Here is a 21,289-nt window from a genome sequence, read left to right as displayed (position 1 = left end):
AATTCATCATTCAAATGACCGTTCTTTCCGCCCAACATCTAAACAAGTACTTTTACGACCCGGAGAAATTTCAGGTGCTGAAGGATGTTACGTTCGACGTGCAAAAAGGTGAATTTCTGTCTATTGTCGGGAAGTCGGGCTGTGGCAAATCAACCCTGTTGTATCTGTTGTCAACGATGGATACCGATTACGAAGGACAGATAGAAATGGCGGGCACCAATCTACGTGGCCGCAGTCAGGATTTTCTGGCGCATTTCCGAAACGAGCATCTGGGCTTTGTTTTTCAGTTTCATTTCCTGTTACCCGAATTTTCGGCGCTTGAAAACGTCATGCTGCCGGGCCTGAAACTGGGGAAATATTCAGCCAGAGAGATTGAGGAACGGGCGATGGAAAAACTTCGGCTTATCGGCATGAATGAGTATGCCCGCAAACCTGCCAGCAAGTTATCAGGCGGACAACAGCAGCGTGTGGCTATTGCCCGTGCCCTCATCAACGACCCGACGATAATTATGGGCGATGAGCCAACGGGTAATCTGGACAAAGCCAATACCGAAAACGTATTCGAAATTTTCCGCGATCTGGCCGGGAAAGGGCAGACCATCATCGCCGTTACGCACGACCCCGATTTTGCAGCAGGTACCGACCGCGTCATTGAAATGTCGGACGGAATGATCATTGCCACCCATGAAAATAAAGTTTAATAAATACGTCGAGTTCCTGCTGCTGTGGACGGCCCTGGGCGGTGTGGCTGCCCGTCAGTGGATGATTCCAAGCCTCACCTGGCAGATTCAGAGTGTATTGTTTGTGTTGTCGTTTACGCTCTTAAATCTCATCTGGATCTTTCATTATCAATTTAATGAATGGCTGAATCGACGGCTGCCCTTTGAAACCAATGTGCGGTGGCGGATTGCGGTACAGGTGTTGGGCGGCTGGAGTATCGTCAAAACTGTTACCATAACGGTGGGTTATTTCGCAGCGTCGCAGCTTTTCCCTCCTGCCTTGTCACTGATGAACAAGTTCACCTTTGTGCTGGTCGGAATGATGATTTTTTTAGTGAACACAGTTATCTGTCTGGGCTTCATGGCCAGTCATTTACTGAAGCGCTGGCAGGAAAATACCGTTAGGACGGCCCAGCTGGAAAAGGAAAAAGTGCAGGTTCAGTTAGACAGCCTGAAGAATCAGATCAGTCCGCATTTTCTGTTCAATAGTCTTTCATCCCTGGATAGCCTAATTGACGATAACCCCGTACTAGCCCGACAGTTTCTGCAGCAGTTGTCGAAGGTATTTCGCTACGTATTACAGCATAAGGAGAAGGCACTGGTCCCGGTGGAGACGGAGTTGACCTTTATCAAAAACTACGTCTCACTGCTGCAAACGCGTTTCGATGGCGCATTTATTGTCCAGTGTAAACTCTCTGACGACACGCTCGAACACCAGATAGTGCCCGTCACGCTTCAGATTCTGATCGAGAACGCCATTAAGCATAACACCATCAGCGAAGCTCGGCCGTTAACCGTTACCATTTCGGAACATGACGGGTATCTGGACGTATCAAATCCAATCCAGCGCAAGCGGCAGGTGGAAACGTCAAATAAATTAGGTCTGGAAAATCTGAAACTGCTGTACAGCTATCTGAGTCCGGAACCCGTCGAGATTGAGGAGACAGAGACTGTTTTCAGAGTACGTATCCCCCTGCTCGCCTGATTAAAACCAAAATCAGCTCTGAGAGTCTGTTGGGTTACTGTGTAAACTATGCAGAGAACAGATGAAAATAGCGATGACGACTGCTATAATTGGGTATATTAGATCCCTGTGTTATGCGGATTTCTATAACGGCAATTCACTCGCGGAATACGCTTTGTTCACCTCAATAGACACTACCCGTTTTGTTGTATGACGATCCTGCTGATTGAAGATGAACCGCTGATTGCCCGCCAGCTCCAGAAATTGGTACGTCAGCTGGAGCCGAATGCTTTGCTTGAAGGCCCACTGGCGAGTGTGCAGGCTATCTGCGACTATTTCAATGCGTTACGGGCATCGTCGCAGCCGTTTCCCGACCTGGTCATTACCGACATACAACTTTCCGATGGTGTTAGTTTTGAGGCATTCCGCCAGATTAACCTGAACACCCCCGTTATTTTCACGACGGCTTATGATGAGTATGCGATACGGGCATTCAAATTGAACAGTATCGATTATCTGCTCAAACCCATCGACCCCGAAGACCTTAAAGCCGCACTTACGAAATATCATCGATGGGCTGCCAATGGTACGACTGGTTTTGAAGAGCAGTTACGCCATTTTCTTACCCAGATTTCAGAACACGCTCCTACACCCCAATACAAACGCCGGTTTACGGGGCATTACCTCCGTCAGATCGTTTCGATACCACAGGATCAGGTGGCCTATTTTCTACGTAATGAACTAATTTACCTGCATACTACCGAAGGAAAGAAACTGGTGACGGACTATAAAACGCTTGATGAACTTGAGGAGTTAATCGACCCCGACTGCTTCTTTCGCGCCAATCGACAGTGTATCATTCACCTCGACGCGGTTTCTGGGTATCAGCATTTTGACAGTAGCAAATTGATGGTACAGTTGAAACGTCCGAACGAGTTGCAGGAAGTGATTATCAGCAAAGAGAAAGCGGGGCCATTCAGACACTGGCTTGAAGGCTAACCACCACATACCCAGTCAATACCGATTAATCATCAGACTGTTAAAAAAATAAAAAACTATTGCACTGGCACTTATTATTCGTAACTATACGGTTAGTTTCTTTCCTACCCAACTAACCGTATGTTTACACCAACTCCCTTCTTCCGGTCGGGCAGATCCCGGCTTGAATTGATCCGCACCAGTACGCTGGCAACCACCTTTCTGATTGGTAGCCTGACATTATCCTCCGCACAGACTCAATCAGCGTCTGCTACAGTCCCTGAAAGCGTTAGCAAAGTAACAACCGTTGAAGGTATTACAGAATACAGGCTCAGGAACGGCCTTCGGGTTCTGCTCTTCCCCGACCCATCGAAACCGACCGTAACCGTCAACATTACGTATCTGGTTGGCTCCCGGCACGAAGGGCTTGGAGAAAGTGGGATGGCTCACCTGCTCGAACATATGGTGTTTAAGGGTTCGCCCAAACACAAAAACATCATGCAGGAACTGACTGAACATGGCACCTGGCCAAACGGTACCACCTGGCTTGACCGAACCAATTACTTCGAAACCTTTTCGGCGACCGACGAGAATCTGAAGTGGGCCCTCGACCTCGAATCCGACCGGATGGTCAATAGCTTTATTGACAAAAAAGATCTCGAAACGGAGTTTACGGTGGTGCGGAATGAGTTTGAAATTGGTGAAAACTCCCCGCAGTGGACGCTCGAAAAGCGCGTAATGTCGGCCGCTTATCTCTGGCACAACTATGGCCGCTCAACCATCGGCTCGAAAGAAGATATTGAGCGGGTACCGATTGAAAACCTCAAAGCCTTTTACCAGCGCTATTACCAGCCCGACAACGCTGTACTTCTGGTGGCGGGTAAGTTCGACGAAGCCAAAACCCTCGATCTGGTCAATCAATTTTTCGGCTCCATCCCCCGCCCTACCCGGCAACTGCCCAAAACCTATACGGTTGAACCCACGCAGGATGGCGAACGCCACACAACTCTTCGGCGCGTGGGCGACACACAGGGCGTAGCGGCTGCTTACCACGTACCATCGGGTTCGCACCCCGATTACGCTGTGATGGACGTATTGAACGACGTGCTGACCAACGAGCCATCCGGCCGTTTGTATAAAGCCCTGATTGAGAATAAGAAAGCAGCCTCGCAATACGGCTGGACGCCCGCCCTGCATGACCCCGGTTTCGCTTATTTTTATGCAGAGCTTCGCAAAGACCAATCGATCGATTCGGCCCGCACGGTGATGCTGGCTACGCTGGATGAGGTGAGTAAAAAAGCCCCTACCGCTGAGGAAGTCGATCGGGCGAAAACTAAATTGCTCAAGGACATCGACCTGCTTTTCAAAAATACAGACCGACTTGGCCTGCAACTAAGCGAATGGATTGCTACGGGCGACTGGCGACTGGTTTTCCTGTATCGGGATGCCCTTCGCAAAGTTCAGCCTGCCGACGTTCAGCGGGTAGCAGCCGCTTATTTCAAGCCATCGAACCGGACGGTGGGTGTGTTTATTCCCGATCAGAAACCCGACCGTGCCGACGTACCAGAATCACCGGACGTAATGTCGTTGGTCAAAGATTATAAAGGTGAAGCGGCCGTTGCTTCGGGTGAAGCGTTCGACGTATCACCCGCCAACATCGATGCCCGTACCAAACGGGGCGCGGAAGCCAACGGACTGAAATACGCGTTGCTCCCCAAAAGCACCCGCGGCAACTCCGTAAACATGCAGATTCGGTTGCGCTACGGGGATGAAACCAGCCTGATGAATCAGAGTATTCCAGCCCGTTTTACGGCCTCCATGCTCGAACGTGGCACCAAAACCCGTTCGTTTCAGCAGATCAAGGATGAGCTGGATAAACTAAAAGCCCGCGCTTACGTATATGGCTATGGGCAATCCGCTACGGTTCGAATCGAAGCCGAAAAAGATAAATTACCGGCTGTTCTGAAAATCGTTACCGACTACCTCAAAAATCCAACCTTCCCACAGGCTGAACTGGACAAGCTGAAGCAGGAAGCTCTGGCCCAGATCGAGTCGCAGAAACAGGAACCACAGGCAATCGCCTGGAAAACAGTGAGCCGGTTGACAGAACCCTATCCGAAAGGACATCCCTTTTATACGATGACTTTCGATGAGGAAATCGACGCGATAAATAAACTGACGCTTGCCGACGTAAAAGAATTCTACAAAAATTTTTACGGCACGAACAATGCTACGGTAGCCGTAGTGGGCGCTTTTGATGAAGCCGCCGTGCGCAAACAGATCAAAGATGAATTGGGAAGCTGGAAATCCGCAAAACCGTTTACCCGTATTCCGCAGAAGCTTTTTGCTGATCTGAAACCGCAAACACAATCGATTCAGACAAACGACAAGACAAGTGCTGTTTTTGCCGGAGGCATGCAGTTTCCGATGCGTGATGACGATCCGGAATTTCCGGCACTGGCGATGGCAAACTACATTCTGGGCGAGGGTATGCTCAATTCCCGACTGGCGACCCGTATACGGGTAAAAGATGGCCTGAGCTATGGTGTGGGTTCGTACGTATATGCCGATGACAACGACCAAGTTGCCAACTTCGGCTCCTACGCTATTTACAATCCTGAAAACGGTGAGAAATTTGATAATGCCTTCCGGGAGGAAGTTCAGCGGATGGCAAAAGATGGCGTAACGGCGGAAGAGGTCAAAGCGGCCAAGTCAGCTATGTTGCAGGAGAAACAACTGGAGCGTTCGCAGGACGGGGCAATTGCCAATAAATGGGCTCAGTATTTGACTAAAAAAGAAGGTCGCTCGTTTACTTACGATGCCGATTTCGATAAAAAACTCGAAGCGCTTACTCCGGAGCAGATCAATGCTGTCCTGAAAAAATACCTTGATTACAGTAAACTGACAATGGTGAAAGCGGGCGATTTTGAAAAGGCGGCTAAAAAAGCGGCCGAAAAACAACCAGCCTCATCGGTAGGAAGTAGCGCCAAAAATTAAGCGATTGATTTCTGCATTTGCCAAAGGTCCTACTTTCTGTACACTTCAGGCGATTTATTGCAGAAAGTTAACACTGGATGAGCGGTTACATGAATGACCGCTCATCCGCTTTTTAGGCCAGAACCGGCAAAAGCTGTTGATTGTAAATTCTTTTATACCTATCTATACAAACTAAGCTGTTTTAGTCCCAACTAACTGTATTTCTATGCTAAACAATCTCACCCGGTCTAAACCTGGATTGGTCCGGCCTGGATTGATCCAAACAGGTATACTGGCTGCTACCCTGCTGGCCGGAACCTTAACCTTCTCATCCGCACAAGATAAGTCGGCCCCTGTTGCCTTACCCGAAGGCGTTACAAAAGGTGCTTCGGTGGAAGGTATCACCGAATATAACCTGAAAAACGGCCTTAAAGTCCTGCTCTTTCCCGATGCTTCGAAGCCAACTGTTACGGTCAACATCACGTATCTGGTCGGCTCACGCCATGAAGGACTCGGCGAAACGGGCATGGCTCACCTGCTCGAACACATGGTGTTTAAAGGATCAACCAAACACACCAACATCCCGCAGGAGCTGACTACGCATGGGGCGCGACCAAACGGAACTACCTGGCTCGACCGTACCAACTACTTTGAGACGTTCGCAGCGACTGACGAGAACCTGAAGTGGGCCCTCGACCTCGAATCCGACCGGATGATCAATAGCTTTATCAAGAAAAGCGACCTCGAAACCGAATTTACGGTGGTGCGGAACGAGTTTGAGATGCGGGAAAATTCTCCTCAGAACGTACTGAATGAACGCGTCGTGTCGTCGGCTTTCTTATGGCACAACTACGGTAAATCGACCATCGGTAACCGCTCCGATTTGGAGAAAGTACCCATCGAAAATCTCCAGGCTTTCTACAAAAAATATTATCAGCCCGACAATGCGGTTCTGGTCGTAGCGGGTAAAATTGATGAGGCCAAAACGCTTGCTCTCGTCAACGAGTATTTCAGCCCCATCCCCAAACCCACGCGGGTGCTGCAGCCTACGTACAGCGTGGAGCCCGTTCAGGATGGCGAACGGGACGTAGTGCTTCGGCGCGTTGGTGATACGAAAGTTGTTTCGGCGCTCTATCACATCATGCCAAGCTCGCACCCCGATTATCCGGCCATGGACGTACTGACCGACCTGTTAACCGATGAACCAAGCGGCCGGTTGTACAAGTCGCTGATCGAAACCAAGAAAGCGTCGCAGGAATACGGGTATTCGTTTATGACCAAAGATCCGGGCTACGTGTATTTCGCGGCAGAGCTGTTGAAGGAGAAATCCATCGATGAGGCCAAAGCTACCTTACTCGGCACCCTCGATTCAGTATCGATCAAAGCGCCAACCAAAGATGAAGTTGAACGCTCGAAAGCCAAACTGCTGAAAGACGTAGAGATTAGTTTTAAGGACGTAGAACGACTGGGCCGTACGTTGAGCGAATTTATTGCTACGGGCGACTGGCGGCTTGGCTTCCTCTACCGGGATGGTCTGGAAAAAGTTACGCCTGCTGATGTTCAACGGATTGCAAAATATTACCTTAAACCATCGAACCGGACGGTGGGTGTATTTATTCCCGAGCAGAACCCTGACCGGGTAGAAGCGCCCGAGGCACCAAATATTGAGGCCCTTGTGAAAAACTACAAAGGTCGGGCTGCTATCGCGAGTGGCGAAGCGTTCGACCCATCTCCCGCCAATATCGACGGGCGGACCCGGCGCGTAGAACAACCCAATACCATTGAACTGGCGTTATTGCCAAAATCGACTCGCGGCAACGAAGTAAACGCCCGCCTTACTCTCCGATACGGTGATGAGAAAAGCCTGATGAACAAAAGTGCGGTTTCGGTCTTTACAGCGTCGATGCTTGATCGGGGGACTACAACGCGGAGCCGTCAGCAGATCAAAGATGAACTGGACAAACTGAAGGCGCAGGTGAACGTATTTGGCGGTGGCAATCAGGTGAACGTAACCATAAAAGCTACCAAAGAAAACCTGCCTGCCGTACTGCGGATTGTGGGAGACATGCTCAAACATCCGGCTTTCGATCCCAATGAGTTTGAGAAACTGAAACAGGAGCAACTGGCGCAAATTGAATCACAACGGTCTGAGCCACAGAGTCTGGCGTTCACGGCCTTCCAACGCCAGATGAATCCCTATCCGAAATCAGACGTTCGGTATACATCCACGCCCGACGAGGACGTAGCGGATGTGAAAGCGATGAAACTCGATGACCTGAAGCAGTTTCATAAGGACTTTTATGGTGCCCAGAATGCTACATTGGCTGTTGTTGGCGACTTCGATGAAACACCCGTTCGGAAAGTAATAACGGACGAATTGGGTACCTGGAAAGCGAAAAAACCGTTCAGCCGGTTGGTAACCCCCTTCAACGATATCAAGCCTACTCCTCAGGCTATTGAAGCGCCCGACAAAGCCAATGCCTTTATGGTAGCCGGTGTGAACCTGCCCCTGCGCGATGATGACCCAGATTACCCAGCGCTGGTATTAGGCAATTACATGCTCGGTGGCGGTTTCCTCAACTCCCGGCTGGCGGTACGTATCCGGCAGAAAGAAGGCATCAGCTATGGCGTTGGCTCGCAACTTCAGGCAAACCCACTCGACAAAACCGGGATGTTTATGACGTACGCCATTTATAATCCGGAGAATGCGGAGCGGCTCGAAAAAGCCTTCCGCGAGGAAATGGATAAAGCGGTAAAAGAAGGCTTTACGGCCGATGAAATCAAGGCTGCTCGTTCGGGTCTGTTACAGGCCCGGATGGTGTCACGAGCGCAGGACCCATCACTGGTTGGTACGCTTAACAACTATCTGTACCTGAACCGGACTATGAACTGGGATGCTGATTTCGAAAAGAAACTTGAATCGCTAACGCCTGAGCAGGTAAACGCGGCCATGAAAAAACACATCGACCCTTCGAAAATCTCGATTGTTAAAGCCGGTGATTTCGCCAAGGCCGCCAAGAAAGCCGCTGAAAAGCAACCTGCTTCGTCGGTGAGTGGCGGTAAGAATTAATCAGAACCGCACGGGCGGCCCCGCGGGATTTATGTGATTTTATTGATTAGCCTGATTTCAATTAGCTTTCGTTGAAAGCATAAATCACAGTCAATCAATAAAATCAGATAAATCCCGGTTATTTTTTCATACAGTTTAACTATATTTTTCGTTATTTACCTAAAAATCACGTTAAGCTATGAAAAAGTGTCTATTCATTGGGCTTTTGGGGTTAATAACGCTATCTGGACTGGCGCAGAACCGCATCGTTTTGTTACGGGACACCACCCGCCTAAACCTTAGTCTGCCCAAACTGGAGCAGAAATATCCGCCTGCTTTTGCCCGCGTAGTAGGCCAGACGGGTGTTTTCGCTCAACATGGACGAATGTTTATGGATACACTCAATACCCGAAACCAGCTTTTTTTCACGTTTATCGAACGTAATAAAAAACGCCTGCCATTTCCGGGTATCATGCTGCAAACCCAGGAGTATATCCGGCCTGACGGTACGTATGACTGGGTAATTTGTGAGTTTTCAGGACGGGATATGACTCCTGAACAGGAAAGTCAGTTCCTGCAACTGGTATCGGAATGGTATGAACAGCATCCTTATCCGTTCCGAACAAAAACCGGTTTTAGGTGGGCAGGCATGACTATACTGGGCTCCGTACCGCAAAAACGAATCGCCCGGCAAGGCCCAGGTATCATCAGTACGCTCGAAGCTGCCGAGAAAACCAACCGACCCGACACCGTTACGTTTCTGGCTTTTGCTAATTTGGGTCTGAAAACCATTCCAGACGTTGTTTATCGTTTCTCCCGGTTGAAAGAGATTGATTTGTCGAAGAATGAGCTGCACGAATTACCTGCCCGCTTAACGGCTGACATTCCGACTCTTAGGAAGCTGAGTCTGCTTTATAATGCCATTCCCGACGATAGTGTCTTTTTTACCCGTAATAAGCATTTGCAGGCGCTGAATCTGCAAGGCAACAGGCTAACCCGCATACCGTCGTCAGTTCGTTTAAACCGCAGGCTCGAAAGTCTATGGCTGGGCAATAACGGCTTGAAAGAACTGAATATTAAATCGTTACGTAGCTTACGCCAACTTAATGATTTAAACCTGTACAATGCCGGGTTAACTCAGTTGCCCAAAACTATTGGTCGGCTGAAACATGTGAAAGTGCTGGATTTATACCATAATAAACTCACGCAGTTGCCCCGTGAGTTAGGCCGAATGAAGCGGCTGGAACAGTTAGCCATTTCGCACAACGACCTCAAAGACTTACCCCAATCGTTGGCTAAATTAAAGCACTTACAGATTCTGTATGCTCACCATAACCGGCTCAGTCGACTGCCAGACGAATTTCATCGACTGCACAATCTGCATATTCTTGACCTCGGCTATAACTGGATCACCGTAGTTCCCAACGTACTTGGCAAGCTACCGTCGCTGGAAGAACTGACGTTAAACAATAATAATTTGCAGGAATTTCCTGCCGTACTGCTGTCAATCAGGGGGTTGAAAAAGGTGTACATGAGCAGCAATCCTTTATTTGGCCGCGAAGCCATGACCAGCCCTTACGCTTCACAGCTTAAGCAGCTAGAGGCAAATAATATACAGGTAACGTACTGATGGGAAAGGCAGACGGGTATGCGAGATTGACCGAATAAAATTCTGCTTAGAATTTTCATAACCAATCATAGAAATAGCGAAAAAACCACGGGGTAACGGAGAAAAATACAATAGTTTGGTGTTAGGCCAGCATTAGTACATCTGTTGTATGCAAGCTGCCCCTTCTCCTGTTGCCACCACCCCTAGTCGCGTTTCACTCTGGGCGAACTTAATTTCCGTATACATTTTATGGGGATCGACCTATCTGTTCATTCATTTTATGACCGAACGGATGCCTCCCCTGTATATGGTTTCCATTCGCTACCTGATTGCTGGCTCGATTTTATATGGCTATGCACGGCTGACAGGTACCCCCCGCCCCACTCGGGTGGAATGGCGTTCGGCGGGTATTATCGGCGTGATTTTGCTAACTGTATCGAACGGCTGTCTGTCAGTTGGCCTTCAATACCTTCCCAGCGGGATGGCGGCTTTGCTGGGTGGTTTGTTGCCGGTTTATCTGCTGACTCTCAACTGGGTTTCGTTTGGCAAAAAGCGTCCGAGCAACCTGGCGCTTGCCGGTCTGGTTGTTGGTCTGATCGGTATTTACCTACTCGTTAAACCTGACAAATTTGAAGGAACGGGCGGTCTCGACGCTAAACTGATTGGCACCGGGCTTATAGCGTTTGGCAATTTTTCCTGGGCTATCGGTACGTTGCTGACGCCCCGACTTACGCTGCCATCGGCTACCATTTCGAGTGGTATTCAAATGATCGTTGGCGGAGTTGTTACGTTGCTGGTGAGCCTTGTCCTGGAACCAGTTACCCCGCTGAGTATTTTCGATGCACCGGCTAAAGCAATCGGGTCCATGATCTATCTGATCATTTTCGGTAGTATCATAGGTTTTTCGTCGTACTCGTGGCTGGCACGTAATGCCCCCCCTCAATTGCTGGCCACTTACGCGTTTGTCAACCCCGTTGTGGCGATGTTGTTAGGCACCTTGTTTGCGGGTGAAATCTTCTCCAGTCAATCGTTTATGGGGGCTATCGTTGCGTTAGTGGGTGTCGTGCTCATTACGTTAGGACGTAAATAGAGCTTGTCTTTTCTGCAAGGTCTATTTCAGGCAATTACATTCTCCACCGGGGTTTGGGTAAACACCGTTTTGGCAGCTGCTATCCCTTTCTGAAACATTTGTTGCATCAATGCCGGGTCGAAGGTCAGTCCACCCGGTCCGCCCTCCGTGAGTTTTACGTCTGGACGAATGGAGACAATCTGTTTGACAGGTGTATTGGCAACCGGACTGCTGCCCTGGGCAAATGCCAGATCAACAATGCTTGGTGAAACTCCCTGACTGATCAATTTCGCCCGTATTACGTTCAGATACACATTGGTCTGCTCACAGAACGTAGCCAGTCGATAATCATTACTGCCCACATCCTCCGAGAATAGATCAATGGTACGTTCGAGCATACCCATGGCTTTTTTAATCGGCTCATTATCTTCGGGTGTATGCGCCGGATTGTTGGTGATGGCGATGATGGTTTCGGCCCCCTGGTCAATAGCGGCCTGAAAAGGGGTCAGTTCCCGAATGCCTCCATCCACAAACTGACGTACCGGATTAGCGCCGGGCCGCCATTCGATGGGTTGCATAAACACCGGCTGACAGGATGACGCCAGCATAGCCCGCTGAAGATCCGTAACAGTTTGCATCTGAACAACGTCGTACGCATCCGCACTGGCGGCTGGTTGAATGGAGAAATACGTTAGTCGTTCATTCTGCAAACAGACGGTTGCCAGAAATACCTGCCTAGCAGAGGCTTTCAGTTTGTCGAAACGGGCGCTGGTCAGGTTTATCTCAAGCAGATGTTTGAGCGGGCTGGCGTCGTGCAGCGAAACCTGGCTGAGTAAATTCAGAATGCCACCCATGTTCAGTACATCAGTTTGCCGGGTCGTTGTATAAATCTGTTTAAGCAGCTCTAACTCCCCGATGGCCGCCAGCGGAACAATCAGAGAGCCAGTACTGGTGCCACAGTATATATCGAACTGATCAATGGGGCGGACATGCTCATGAATGTACGATAATGCCCCTACCGCAAAGGCGCCTTTCGAACCGCCCCCACTAATCACTAGTGCTGTCTTTGCCATGATATTCTACTTATAAGGGTGTAATGGAACGTTTGAATGGATTATAACTGATACTAAACTGAAACCACGTAGCAGGCTGATTCACCTCCCGGTGAAGTTTGAAAGCAAGCGTTACCAGATCGGAACTCCCGACGCCAATTCCGCCCCCTATCAGTTGCCGACTGTTGAGCGGTGATGGCGCAGTAGCCCATAAATATTCACCCAACAAATGAACATTAAACGAACTGGCGGTCAACACCGAAGGGCCTTCCATCAACTTTAGCGTCAGCCGGGGTCCGGCCAGCGCCCCAACATGCGATGCCGGATAAAAGCCGCCCAGCACGGCTCCCAATTTTAACCGACCGGGTATTATGGTGACCTGAGGCACAGCCTGAAGCGTAAGCAGATATAAGGGGGATACTTCACTTGGCTTATTGAAGCCCTGCCCCAGTTCGATGGGCATGGAAAACCCTTTGGGAAATTCCTGCGCCTTTGCTGGCAGAAAATAGAGCGAACCTATCAGGAGTAAAGCAAATCGCTTCATGGCTAAGAATGAAAGAGCTGCTCAAATATATGTCACACCAAAACAACACAAAACCGTATAAATACCTAATTATCAGAGGATTTATACGGTTTTGTGCTATCTTACCCATCAGTTTAGTTTGGCATTTGCCTTTTCGAACGTATCGACTAAACCGGCGGGGGACTTATGCTCGTCCAGCCTCCATCTACCACCAGACTTTGCCCGGTTATATGTCGGGAAGCGGGCGCAATCATAAACAAGGCCGCATTCGTAATATCGTCAACCGTAGCGGGTCGGCCCATGGGCGTAATGCGCGACCAGATGGGTATATACGTTGGGTCATCCAATGTGCGTTCCGTGAGCGTAGCACCGGGTGCAACGGCGTTCACGCTGATGCCGAGGGGTGAAAAATCAATGACCAATTGCTTGGCCAGCATCTCCAGTCCGGCTTTTGTCATGCTGTAGACAGGCAAACCCGGATGCGCCTGATGCCCTACCACCGACGACATAAACAAAACACTCCCCCTCTTCCCTGATCTCGCATCTGCCGGGCGGCCATCTGCGCCAGAAAAAAACTACCCCGCAGGTTCAGATCCACAATTTTCTGAAAAGCTTCGGGTGCAGTGGTGAAAATATCACCGAAGACCGTAATGCCCGCATTGGCAATGGCCACATCAACCGAGCCGAACAGGCTAACCGCCCGCTCAACCATCTGCTGAATAAACGGTACGTCGGATGCATCGCCGGGGAAGGGCTCACATTGTCCCTTTTTCCCCTCATTACGTATGTGTTCTACCGCTTGCCGGGTCAAATTTTCGTCGTAATCGTTGAGCAGTACGTTGGCACCCTGCCCGACGAGCGCGCGAGCAATGGCAAAACCGATTCCCTGCCCCGCCCCGGTAATCAGCACGGATTGCTTATCAAATACAGCATTCATAGATCGTCAGTCGCCAACGGTTAATGCGAATCGCGTTTTACCTCGCTGCCTGAACCACCGCGCAGAAAATCGAAGTCAGCTCCTTCGTGTGCCTGTGTTACGTGCCGGATATACATATTAACGTAGCCACGGGTATAACCCAGGTCAAGCGGTTTGAACGCTACTAACCGGGACGCTAATTCTTCGTCGGATACATGCAGATGCAAACTACGATTCTCTACATCAAGGGTAATCAGATCGCCGTTTTGCACAAAAGCCAGGTTGCCGCCAACCGCCGATTCGGGCGATACGTGCAACACCACCGTACCGAAGCCGGTACCACTCATACGTCCGTCTGAAATACGCACCATATCGTGTACGCCCTGCGCCAGAATTTTGGCCGGGAGCTGCATATTGCCTACTTCGGGCATACCAGGGTATCCTTTCGGACCAACATTCTTCAGCACCAGAACGCAGCTTGGGTCAACATCCAGATCAGGATCGTCAATACGGGCTTTGTAATCATCAATGTTCTCGAAAACAACAGCCCGACCGGTATGCTGCATCAGCGCAGGCGTAGCGGCTGATGGCTTCAGGACAGCACCGTGCGGACAAAGATTGCCCCGCAACACAGCAATGCCCGATTCAGGTTTGAACGGCGCATCAATCGTTGCGATAACGGCTGAATCGTAACACTGCGCTTCGGCACAATTTTCGCCAATCGAATGGCCATTGACAGTCAGGGCGTCATTGTGTAGAAACTGACGTAATTCGCGGATCACAGCCGGTAAGCCTCCAGCATAAAACAGGTCCTCTACGAAATGCTCGCCAGAAGGCTGGAGATTGGCCAGCAGCGGAATTTTTGCCGACAACGTATCAAAATCATCCAGCGACAGGTCGACGCCAACCCGTCCGGCAATGGCCGTAAGGTGCAATATAAAATTGGTTGAGCCGCCCAGCGCTGCGTTGACCATGATGGCATTTTCGAACGCCTGGCGGGTCAGTATTTTCGAGGGTGTCAGGTTCTCACGTACCAGTTCAACCATCCGGGCACCCGTCAGATGCGCCAGTACTTTCCGGCGCGAATCGGCGGCCGGAATGGTGGCATTGTCGGGTAAAGCCAGACCGAGGGATTCGACCATAGCGGCCATTGTAGACGCCGTACCCATAGGGGCGCAGTGACCAGGCGACCGCGCCATACTGGCCTCAGCCGCGATAAACTCCGCCTGACTCATTTCGCCCATTTTGAAGGCTTCGGCAAACCGCCAAAGATCGCTGGTGCCGATTTTACGTCCCTGAAACCGTCCGGCCAGCATCGGTCCACCCGACACGACCATCGTTGGGATGTCGACACTACAGGCACCCATCACGAGCGACGGCGTTGTTTTGTCGCAGCCACACATCAGAATGACACCATCCAGCGAATTGCCCCGGATACTCTCTTCCACATCCATGCTGGCGAGGTTCCGGAAGAGCATGGCCGTCGGTTTGATCTGACACTCACCCAGCGACATTACCGGAAATTCGAGTGGAAAACCGCCTGCTTCCCAGACGCCCCGCTTGATAGCCTCAGCTAGTTCACGGAAATGGGCGTTGCAGGGAGTCAACTCCGACCACGTATTACAAATTCCGATGACGGGTTTCCCCTCAAACTCGTGGTGCGGAAACCCCTGATTTTTCATCCAGGCGCGGTAAATAAAGCCGTCTTTGCCGGTGCGGCCAAACCAATCGTGCGAACGTAAAGGCATTTTTCTGTATGTAGTTGGCAATAGTCAGTAAAGACAACGGAGGCACGAATTTTACTTCCGATGCTTCTGGTTAGTCACTCATCGAACCGGCTTTTCAACCCGCTTTTGAACAGTTTTCTGAGTATACGCTCTATGAATGACTGAAATTTACGGCCTGAAAATTAGCGTAAAAAAAATCGTTTGGCGCTGTAAACGAGTTATTAAGAAAATCCAGCAGCAAATGCCCGGTTTTACTAAGCATTTTGAGTGCTGGGCTGAGTATAGAAATGCACCCGAACTCAATACGTATGAAAAAGATACTCATTCTGCTCCCTCTTTTGTTTTCAGGGATCGTAGCATCTGCCCAAACGAAACCTGTCCCTCCTACCCCTGCGTCGGTTGTTTCAGTCATTGAAGGGGTTACTGGCAAACGGTTTGTACCTGATACAACCTTTGCTGCCTTATCTGAGGAAGACCAAAGCCTGCTGGCCAAACAGCCCCTCGCTAATTGGGGACTGCTCCAGGAATCGTCCGATAACATGGCCTTTTCTAATCTGGTGATTGGCACTCGTTCTTATCAGCTGGTTGTCAGGCGGCTACCGAAATCATCTCATCCTATGGCGATGCTGGTACGGTATACCACCCCGGAATCCAAACCCGAAACCATAGCCCGCGGTACACTCCAGCCCAAAGCTGAAGAAAAGCCCAAATAAGCTCTGCGTACCTACGCTGTTGATTAGTAATCAGGCCGTTGGGTTGCTGATACCATTCAACGTCTGCGTGATGGCGGGAAGTATGGCCTTGACTTCGGCTATATACTGTTCGACTAACGGCCTGATTTCGGCAATATCATGCTTTGCGCGGATGCGCGTTTCAGCTTCCAGAATTAATCGGGTTGCTTCGCTCATCCCAAGCATTTTCGTGTGTACTTTTTGGGTATGAATCAATCGACCCACGGTGTCGGTATCGCCCTGATCCAAAGCAAGTTGTACCTTTTCAAGTTCTTCCGGGGTTTCGCTCAGGTAGATTTCCAATAGTTCGCTTGCCAATTCCCGATCATCGCCCACAGCACTCATCAGTGAATCTATGGAGAACGACGTAACGGGCTCAGCAACCTGTTTATTAAGCGACGTCCCTTGGGCTTCAGATCCGCCGTTTGGTATGTATTTGTGAATTAACCGCTGAAGTTCATCGACCTGAAAGGGTTTGGGCAGGAAGTCATTCATGCCGGTTTTCAGGCATTCTTCCCGTTCGCTGGCCAGTGCATGAGCGGTCATAGCAATAATAGGTATCGAACTTTTCAATTTGGTCCGGATATGACGGGTCGTTTCATAACCATCCATCACGGGCATCTGAATATCCATCAAAATGATATCGAACGTGTTTTCCTGGAGCATATCCAGCGCTTTCTGGCCGTTTTCTGCCATGTACGCACGGTGCCCTAATCGCTTGAGAACCTGAAGAATAAGTTTTTGATTGATCAAATTATCTTCCACTACCAGTACGTGAATTTCACGGTCAGCCGAAAGCTGGTCTGCTGTAAACTTCGTAAGCTTTTCGCCAAATTGTTCTTCGGCAATCTGATACGTTATTTCGATCATAAATCGGGAGCCCTTCCCGACTGTGCTCTCAACAGCCACCGTACCGCCCTGAAGCTCCGTTAATGTTTTTACGATATTTAATCCCAGTCCAGTACCGCCATAAAACCGCGTAGTAAAGTCGTTTGCCTGTCGGAACCGTTCAAAAATATGGGGTAGAACATCAGCCTCAATGCCAATACCCGTATCCTCTACGATAAAGCGAACCTGCACAGAATCATCCGTTTCCGCCAATTTTTCAATCGACAGCGAAATAGAACCTTCCCGGGTGAATTTAATGGCATTGTTGAGCAGGTTAAGTAAAATCTGAGTCAGGCGGGTAGGGTCACCCAGTAAAACGGGCGGTAAGGTTGAGTCAATTTTCGTCAGCAGTTTCAACTCTTTATCGGCTGCCGGTGCCTGAAACATCGTTTTGATTGACGACGTAAGCAGATACAGGCTGAATGGAATTGATTCCAGCTTGATCATTCCCGCTTCTATCTTCGATAGATCAAGAATATCATTGACAATGGTTAACAGGTTTTTACTGGCCGTTCGGAGCAGCCCTACAAACTCTTTCTGATCATTATCGAGCGAGGTATTGTCCAGTAATTCAGAAAAACCAATAATTGCATTCAGGGGTGTACGAATTTCGTGGCTCATATTAGCCAGAAAGTTCTCTTTCAGCTTAGCGGTTTTCTCGGCTAGTTCCTTAGCCTCCTGCAGCCGCTGTTGCGACTGAACCCGGTCGCTGATATCGATGCTCGATGTGATTACATACTGTACGTTTCCGTCAGCGTCGTAGACGGGCGACGAAGAGGTTAAGACCTGAATCGCCTTTCCATTCACCCGCATTTCGAGATCATCGGCCTGAGAGGCTACGCCATGCAGGGCACGGTACGTTGGCCGTTCTTCATACGGGTACGGCTCTCCACCCGGATAGCGAAAAATGTCGAACGATCTGGTAGCGTCTGAGTATGAATCAATCTGATCGATGTTGTCAAATAAGCGGGAAGCCGCACCATTCGCATAATAAAACTCACCTTTCTGGTTGACAATGATAATGGAGACCGGTACGGCGTCGAGCAATTTCTTCGTTTGCTGTTCGCTTTCAGCGAGTTGCTTGTTCAGCTGATTGGACTCCTGTATCGTCTGAAAAAGAAGATAAATAGCCCACATAATCATAGCTAAAGCCATAATGGACCCCACTAGACTACTGAGCGTGGCGTAACTGGCTGATCGTTCGTTGTGCTTGGTTCTGGCTTCGAGCAGTACTTCTTCATAGCTTTCAGCGAGTTTTAAAACCTGGCTGAAGTTCGTACTAATGGCCATGTATTGCTCAAGGGAATCCAGGTGAGCTTTTCCATCGGCAATATTGCCTTCCTTAAACAGGGAAGCACTACGAATCAATTTGTTTTGGTATAGTTTTTCGAGGGATTCTATCCGATTTTTCTGTACTGGATTGTCAAAAGTAAGTTTATGCAGTGCCGAAAGCTGTTCTGTCATTTCACGCGCATTCCGGTTGAATTCAGCTTTAAAATAGGGGTTCTTACTGAGCAGATGGCCCCGAAGATCATTGTCCAGGTTGGTCAGTAATGCCTGAACCCGCTGCATTTTATTCAGTACCAAATGCGTATGAACCTCCCAACTGTTTGCTTTGATCAATTGCCGAATGGTTCGATGTGCATTGATACCAACGAGTATGGTAATCAGCAAACCAAAAGCAACCATGAAGACAATTCGCCTATTTTTTTTCATTATACATGCAATTGGTCAATCAATTAGCTAATTCTGGTTTAACGTGAGCTATTCGTTATATACGTAATGGCTACTACGTAAACCGGTACGAGAAAAGCGCCTACGCGTTGTTTAATCATCCAGCTTTCATTGGTATGAGTGTATTACGTATTGCTCATACCTGTTGTCAGGCCTTTAGCCGCTGAGTACTAGTCTGTGTTGGCATACTGTAGGCCGTCGTTCCCGAAAAAATAACGCGGATTCCTGCTATGTAGCCTGTTAACTATTTTTGGTGAAAATATTATTATACGTCAAAGCTAACATACTTATGTTACTAAAACACGATCTATCGCAACTAAAAATCAATTTTATCTGCTGATTTTTTCCATTTCACATTATTTATCAATTGAATCTGTTAAAAGAGAGCCCCGTTACTCAATCAACTTTTTCGTTCGCTTGTTTAAGCACCAAGCAGCCTATCCTGTCATGAAACTTATTCTATATAAAACGATAACGCTACTATTGATTTCGGGGGCTTTTGCTACTGCCCAAAGCCGCTTTTCGGTTTCCGCAATGTTGGCTCCTGCGTATTCCCATAACCATACACGATTAAACCTTCTGATTCCCGATGGTATGGGTCAAACAACGAACGTACAGGTTTCCAGTAATACGTCGTCGGTTGGTTATTTGGCCGGTGCGATGTTTCAGTACGGGTTTAGCGACCAATGGTCTATATCGGCAGGTTTCTGGTACAATCGAGTGGGCACAGACGGAACGTTTCCGTTTACACTGAATCCAGTTCCTGTGCGCATCATCAATCAGGATTTGCAGATTCCAGTTTTGTTAAACTACCGACTAACAACTAAGCGGCTGTCTCCTTATTTTTCCGTGGGCAGCCTGGCAAATTTCCGGCAGAAAACAATTTACCGGGATGAATCCAATACAGGCGAAGGAAATGCCCGGGTGTTGTTTAAAGATCCCGTCAATTACCGGGCTGTGGTTGGCGTGGGCGTATCGTATCGCGTAAACCAGCAGTGGACATTACTTTTCCAGCCTCAATTAGTCTGGCGATTCAGGCCCGAAGGCGATTTTGAAGCATTTACTGTATATCAGCTGAACGGGTCGTTTCAACTGATGTACACGTTCTGAATGAGCTGACAATCATTTACGGTCAGAATGGCCCAGGCTTTTCTCAGGATTAACCACATCCCGAACGAGCTGTTTCAATTCCTTACTCTCAGGAAACCGACCTTCTACTTTTCGATCGAAAATAACATCGTCGTTAATCCGAACCGAAAACCGTCCGCTTAGCTCTGCCGGACGTAGCAATACGCCGTGAACATCGTCGGTGAACGTAGTTAGCAGTTCCTGAGCCATCCAGGCTGCCCGTAACAACCAGCCGCATTTAGGGCAATATTCTATCGTTATGGTCGGTTTCATGCGCTTAGCCGTATGCCTTTTTCTTCAATCATAATTTTTCGCTCGCGGTATAATGTTCCAATCGCTTTCTTGAACGTCTTTTTACTCATTTCCAACGCTTTATAAATGGCTTCTGGCGGGCTGTTGTCCGTGAGTGGCAGGAATCCATTTTCAGCTTTGAGTGTAGCAAGAATCCGTTGCGCGTTGGGCTCTACGTTCTCAAAACCAGTTCGTTGCAGGCTTACATCGACAAGATTGTCATCGCGAACATTCTTGATATAACCAATCAGCGGATCACCGGGTCGGACAGTCCGGAAAATTTCATTCGCGTAGATCAACCCCTTGTATCGATTATTAATAATGACGTTTACGCCAAGATCGGTGGTCTCGTAAGCCAGCAGTTGCACCTCGTCGCCAGTTTGAAGATCGCTCACGTCGGGGTCCAGAAAACGATTGACTTTACTGGAGGCTACTAAACGATCGGTACGACTATCCAGGTACATAAACACGACGTACCAGCGACCCACTTCCATTGGCCGGGCCTGTTCGCGATGGGGCACCAGCAGGTCTTTTTCCAGGCCCCAATCCAGAAAGGCACCCGCGCTGGTAACTGCTACAACCTGAAGACTGGCAAACTCATCCCGCTGAATCGTGGGCGTCAGTGTTGTGGCAATTGGCCGATCCTCAGAATCAGTGTACACAAAAACATCGATCTCATCGTCGATTTCGAGCGTTTCGGGAACGTACTTATTAGGCAACAGTATATCGTTTGCATAATCGTCTGTCTGGCGGTCCGACAGGTCACCGAGGAAAACGCCAACGCTGGTTTTGCGAAGGGCCGTAAGGGTATTGATTCGTCCGATTTCAATCATAAGCATTGGCAATACCTATACCAGGCTCATTGCCGACAGGTATCTGGCCGACAAAGATCGTTGTTTTAGTGTTGTAGTTAACTCAATTTCCCAAATACAGGC

Annotated in this window: 15 protein-coding genes and 1 pseudogene; 9 read left to right on the top strand and 7 right to left on the bottom strand. The window is 49.1% G+C overall.

Going from position 1 to position 21,289, the window contains the following annotated elements:
- Positions 1–14: 14 nt before the first annotated feature.
- From LN737_RS18115 to LN737_RS18085, 7 genes are all read left to right on the top strand, one after another.
- Positions 15–701, top strand: a complete 687-nt coding sequence (locus tag LN737_RS18115) for an ABC transporter ATP-binding protein (RefSeq protein ID WP_405511220.1) — start codon at positions 15–17, stop codon at positions 699–701.
- Complete coding sequence (locus LN737_RS18110) at positions 685–1,704, top strand: sensor histidine kinase (protein ID WP_405511219.1); 1,020 nt, start codon at positions 685–687, stop codon at positions 1,702–1,704. Before LN737_RS18115 ends, LN737_RS18110 begins: the two co-directional genes overlap by 17 nt.
- Positions 1,705–1,893: 189 nt before the next feature.
- The gene (locus LN737_RS18105) at positions 1,894–2,682 is read left to right on the top strand and encodes a LytTR family DNA-binding domain-containing protein (protein ID WP_405511218.1); all 789 of its coding nucleotides are present in this window, start codon (positions 1,894–1,896) and stop codon (positions 2,680–2,682) included.
- 120 nt (positions 2,683–2,802) lie between these two features.
- Positions 2,803–5,658: a pitrilysin family protein gene (locus LN737_RS18100; protein WP_405511216.1), complete on the top strand. Its 2,856-nt coding sequence runs from the start codon at positions 2,803–2,805 to the stop codon at positions 5,656–5,658.
- Positions 5,659–5,863: 205 nt separating this feature from the next.
- Positions 5,864–8,707: a pitrilysin family protein gene (locus LN737_RS18095; RefSeq protein WP_405511215.1), complete on the top strand. Its 2,844-nt coding sequence runs from the start codon at positions 5,864–5,866 to the stop codon at positions 8,705–8,707.
- A 178-nt stretch (positions 8,708–8,885) separates the two neighbouring features.
- Positions 8,886–10,316, top strand: coding sequence for a leucine-rich repeat domain-containing protein (locus LN737_RS18090; RefSeq protein ID WP_405511214.1), 1,431 nt, complete (start codon positions 8,886–8,888; stop codon positions 10,314–10,316).
- 148 nt (positions 10,317–10,464) lie between these two features.
- Positions 10,465–11,385, top strand: coding sequence for an EamA family transporter (locus LN737_RS18085; protein ID WP_405511213.1), 921 nt, complete (start codon positions 10,465–10,467; stop codon positions 11,383–11,385).
- 26 nt (positions 11,386–11,411) lie between these two features.
- Here the strand turns inward: LN737_RS18085 and LN737_RS18080 are convergent, their stop codons facing one another.
- From LN737_RS18080 to LN737_RS18065, 4 genes and pseudogenes are all read right to left on the bottom strand, one after another.
- The gene (locus LN737_RS18080; RefSeq protein ID WP_405511211.1) at positions 11,412–12,437 is read right to left on the bottom strand and encodes a patatin-like phospholipase family protein; all 1,026 of its coding nucleotides are present in this window, start codon (positions 12,435–12,437) and stop codon (positions 11,412–11,414) included.
- A gap of 10 nt (positions 12,438–12,447) precedes the next feature.
- Positions 12,448–12,960 (bottom strand): hypothetical protein, encoded by a 513-nt coding sequence (locus LN737_RS18075; RefSeq protein ID WP_405511210.1) that lies wholly within the window; start codon positions 12,958–12,960, stop codon positions 12,448–12,450.
- A 146-nt stretch (positions 12,961–13,106) separates the two neighbouring features.
- Positions 13,107–13,876: pseudogene (locus LN737_RS18070) on the bottom strand (SDR family NAD(P)-dependent oxidoreductase).
- Positions 13,877–13,896: 20 nt separating this feature from the next.
- Entirely contained in the window at positions 13,897–15,603 is a 1,707-nt protein-coding gene (locus LN737_RS18065) for an IlvD/Edd family dehydratase (protein ID WP_405511209.1), read from the bottom strand.
- 287 nt (positions 15,604–15,890) lie between these two features.
- On the opposite strand from LN737_RS18065, the gene LN737_RS18060 reads away from it, so the two are divergent.
- Positions 15,891–16,295, top strand: a complete 405-nt coding sequence (locus tag LN737_RS18060; protein ID WP_405511207.1) for a hypothetical protein — start codon at positions 15,891–15,893, stop codon at positions 16,293–16,295.
- A gap of 30 nt (positions 16,296–16,325) precedes the next feature.
- On the opposite strand, the gene LN737_RS18055 is transcribed toward LN737_RS18060, so the two are convergent.
- Positions 16,326–18,917, bottom strand: coding sequence for a response regulator (locus LN737_RS18055; RefSeq protein ID WP_405511206.1), 2,592 nt, complete (start codon positions 18,915–18,917; stop codon positions 16,326–16,328).
- Positions 18,918–19,382: 465 nt separating this feature from the next.
- Here LN737_RS18055 and LN737_RS18050 point away from each other — a divergent pair, with 465 nt between their 5' ends.
- Positions 19,383–20,045 (top strand): outer membrane beta-barrel protein, encoded by a 663-nt coding sequence (locus LN737_RS18050; protein ID WP_405511205.1) that lies wholly within the window; start codon positions 19,383–19,385, stop codon positions 20,043–20,045.
- Between the two features lie 12 nt (positions 20,046–20,057).
- Here LN737_RS18050 and LN737_RS18045 read toward each other — a convergent pair whose 3' ends face one another.
- Both LN737_RS18045 and LN737_RS18040 read right to left on the bottom strand, forming a co-directional pair.
- Positions 20,058–20,336, bottom strand: a complete 279-nt coding sequence (locus tag LN737_RS18045) for a SelT/SelW/SelH family protein (protein ID WP_405511204.1) — start codon at positions 20,334–20,336, stop codon at positions 20,058–20,060.
- On the bottom strand, positions 20,333–21,187 hold the full coding sequence (locus LN737_RS18040) for a S1 RNA-binding domain-containing protein (RefSeq protein ID WP_405511202.1): 855 nt from the start codon (positions 21,185–21,187) through the stop codon (positions 20,333–20,335). The genes LN737_RS18045 and LN737_RS18040 overlap by 4 nt, the downstream gene beginning before the upstream one ends.
- Positions 21,188–21,289: the final 102 nt, after the last annotated feature.

The sequence above is a fragment of the Spirosoma sp. KNUC1025 genome (assembly GCF_045160025.1).
Classification (GTDB): Bacteria; Bacteroidota; Bacteroidia; order Cytophagales; family Spirosomataceae; genus Spirosoma.
Note: the sequence above shows the minus strand (reverse complement) of the source record. Positions and strands in the feature narration are given on the sequence as shown.